The sequence below is a fragment of the Bacteroides sp. genome (genome assembly GCF_030151085.1).
In the GTDB taxonomy this organism is placed as follows: domain Bacteria; phylum Bacteroidota; class Bacteroidia; order Bacteroidales; family Bacteroidaceae; genus Bacteroides.
Genome location: NZ_JASLER010000103.1, coordinates 1 through 2644, shown reverse-complemented (window position 1 = coordinate 2644; position 2644 = coordinate 1). Strand labels below are relative to the sequence as shown.

The following is a 2644-nucleotide window of genomic DNA, read 5'->3' as shown; positions in this document are numbered from 1 at the left end:
ATTCTGGGGTGTTACTGTCGAATATCCAACGTTGTTTCAGTTCTTTTCCATCCCAATCGAAAGCTGCAAGTACAGTACGGGTGTAATATCCGCGGCACATCACTACACTGGGATGGATGCCATCCAGATAGGCAACGGCAGCCAGAAAACGGTCGCTTCGGTTGGCGCGGTTATCTCCCCAATCTGCCAGATTTCCGCGTGCAGGAACATAATCGATAGTCTGCATGGCGGCACCTGTGCGTCCATTGAAGACGGTGAGGTATTCATTACCCTTCAGGATGCGACCTTGATTGGCAGGGGTACCCGGTTCGCGATAGTCGGCCGCGGCATCCCCGATCACTTTACCTTGTCCGTCGATGGTTCCGTCAGAAGTCTTCATGATGATCTCTGCACAGCCGTCGCCATCAAAATCATATACCATGAATTGAGTGTAGTGTGCACCTGCACGGACATTGTGTCCCATATCAATACGCCAGAGGCGTTCACCTGTCAATCGATAGCAATCGAAGAGGACATTTCCAGTATAGCCATCATGGGCATTATCATGTGCGTTCGAGGGATCCCATTTCAGAATAATCTCATATTCTCCATCCCCATCGACATCACCAATAGAAGCGTCATTGGGTATATAGGTGAATGCTTGTCCCGAAGGGGTGACCCCATCCGCCGGACGGTCCAGCGGAATATTGATGTATCCTATGGGTGCCTTCGCCGGCAGTGTATAGTTGCCCTCGATATGTCCTGTTTCCACGCCGTTTACAACGGGCCGCACGGTGTACGTAGTTGCTTTCTTTCCTTTATAGGCATCCCGGTAGAAAGTTCCCGTAGTAGCAGGTACTTCGGCTATCTTCTTTCCGTCCCGATAGAGGTTGAACGCTGTATTCTCGGGGTCGGACGAGAGGTATCTCCAGGAAACAGCTACTTCTGACGGGTTCTCACGGATGGCTACTACACCACGACCCAACTTTTCCTTTTGTAGCTTTGAATAATCATAAGCCGGAGCATTCGCCGCGTTGCGGAAGCGGCCGTACGTCACGTTCTCTTCCGTTACATTCTCTACGTTATGTACGTTCTTGATGAATTTCGTAACTTCATCGGCATGTACATTCTTTATAACGACGTTCTTTGCAGGCAGTTTGGCATCCCCTTTCAGATCGTAGATGGCTTCAGTGCGTTCGCAGGTCACGTTCGTCATGTACAGGCCGTCGATGCGGGTGATGCGCTCCTCGTAAGTAGGTACCAGATTACGCCATTGGTAGAGTACATCCGTATCAATTTCGAGTACACGCTGCATCTTGCCTGCTTTTACGTTCTCCATGTGGATGTTTTCGATGAAACCTCCCCGGCGGTGATTGGTCTTGGCAAAGAAGAGGCGGAACACAGAGTCTGGTGCTGCGCAATCGTGCATATATACGTTGCGTATGCCGCCCGACATTTCGCTGCCGATGCCCAGTAATGTATGTCCTTTTATGATGTCGCAGTTGCGTATCACAATATTCTCGCACGGGGTATCCAATCGCCAGGCATCTTGGTTACGTCCGGCTTTAATGACAACTGCATCATCTCCCTGATCAAACCTGCAATCTTCTATCAGGAAGTTCCGGCTCATTTCCAGATCGACGCCATCGTTATTGTGTCCGTGGGCATATACGTCCAGATTGCGAACAATACCGCCATCGCACATATACAAGTGTATGGTCCAAAAGGGGCTTTCACGAATCTTGAACTGATCGAGCAAGACGTTCTTACATCTGTTGAAGTGTATCAGGTGCGGGCGAAGATTATTTTCTCCTTTTGCCATCTGTCTTTTCTCTACCGGAACATCCGTTGAGGCCATTGTGTAGAGTTCGGCCAATGCGTCCATGTGAGGCTTGGGACGCTTAAACCACTTGCGCCACGTGTCCATGATGGGTTGCAGTGTCCCGGTTCCGGTGATGGCTACATTTTCACAGTCGAAAGCATACACCAAAGGCGAGTAGTTGTAACATTCCATACCTTCCCATGACGTCATCACGGCAGGCAGATAGTCTTCTGGATTGTCTGTGAAGCGCAGTATGGCACCGTCAGATAAATGCAGGTTCACATTGCTCATCAGGTGTATGGGGCCTGTAAGCCACTCGCCGGTGGGAATTACTACACGGCCACCACCGGCGCGATTGCATGCCTTGATAGCCTTAGCGATAGCTTTTGTATTTATAGTTTTCTCTCCTTTTACTGCTCCATAATTTGCGATGGAAAAATCACGGTTGGGGAAAATAAATTCCTTTATCGGCTCCATGGCAAAAGGTGCGTTAACGGTGACAGTCTTATATTTCGGGGCAGGCATGGCGCCCGATAATCCCAGCGCAATCGCTGCAATGGCAGCTATGCCGGCCAAGGATTTAAAACAAGGTTTTTTCATGATATATTTTGTTTTTCATTAGTTGCAAAAATACGGCTTAATACTAAATATTTCCATAGAATACTATGCAATATATATGGAAAATCGTGCAAATCATTCGTCTATGGGGATTACTTCCTGCATGTAAATGGCATCCAGGCTCCACAGGGCGGCATCGTTTGTGCTGATGCTGGTACATTCGTCCAGCGGGGCGGGCACCTCGGGCGGAAGTAGGGTTGTGATGCGGAAAGGCGGTGCCGGTGT

At 49.3% G+C, this 2644-nt stretch carries 2 protein-coding genes; both read right to left on the bottom strand.

Going from position 1 to position 2644, the window contains the following annotated elements; all coding sequences use genetic code 11:
- The coding region (locus Q1W14_RS22045) for a glycosyl hydrolase family 28 protein (protein ID WP_366945773.1) at positions 1-2401 on the bottom strand (2401 nt) is incomplete at its 3' end.
- A gap of 93 nt (positions 2402-2494) precedes the next feature.
- Positions 2495-2599, bottom strand: a complete 105-nt coding sequence (locus tag Q1W14_RS22040) for a hypothetical protein (RefSeq protein ID WP_366945774.1) — start codon at positions 2597-2599, stop codon at positions 2495-2497.
- Positions 2600-2644 lie beyond the last annotated feature (45 nt).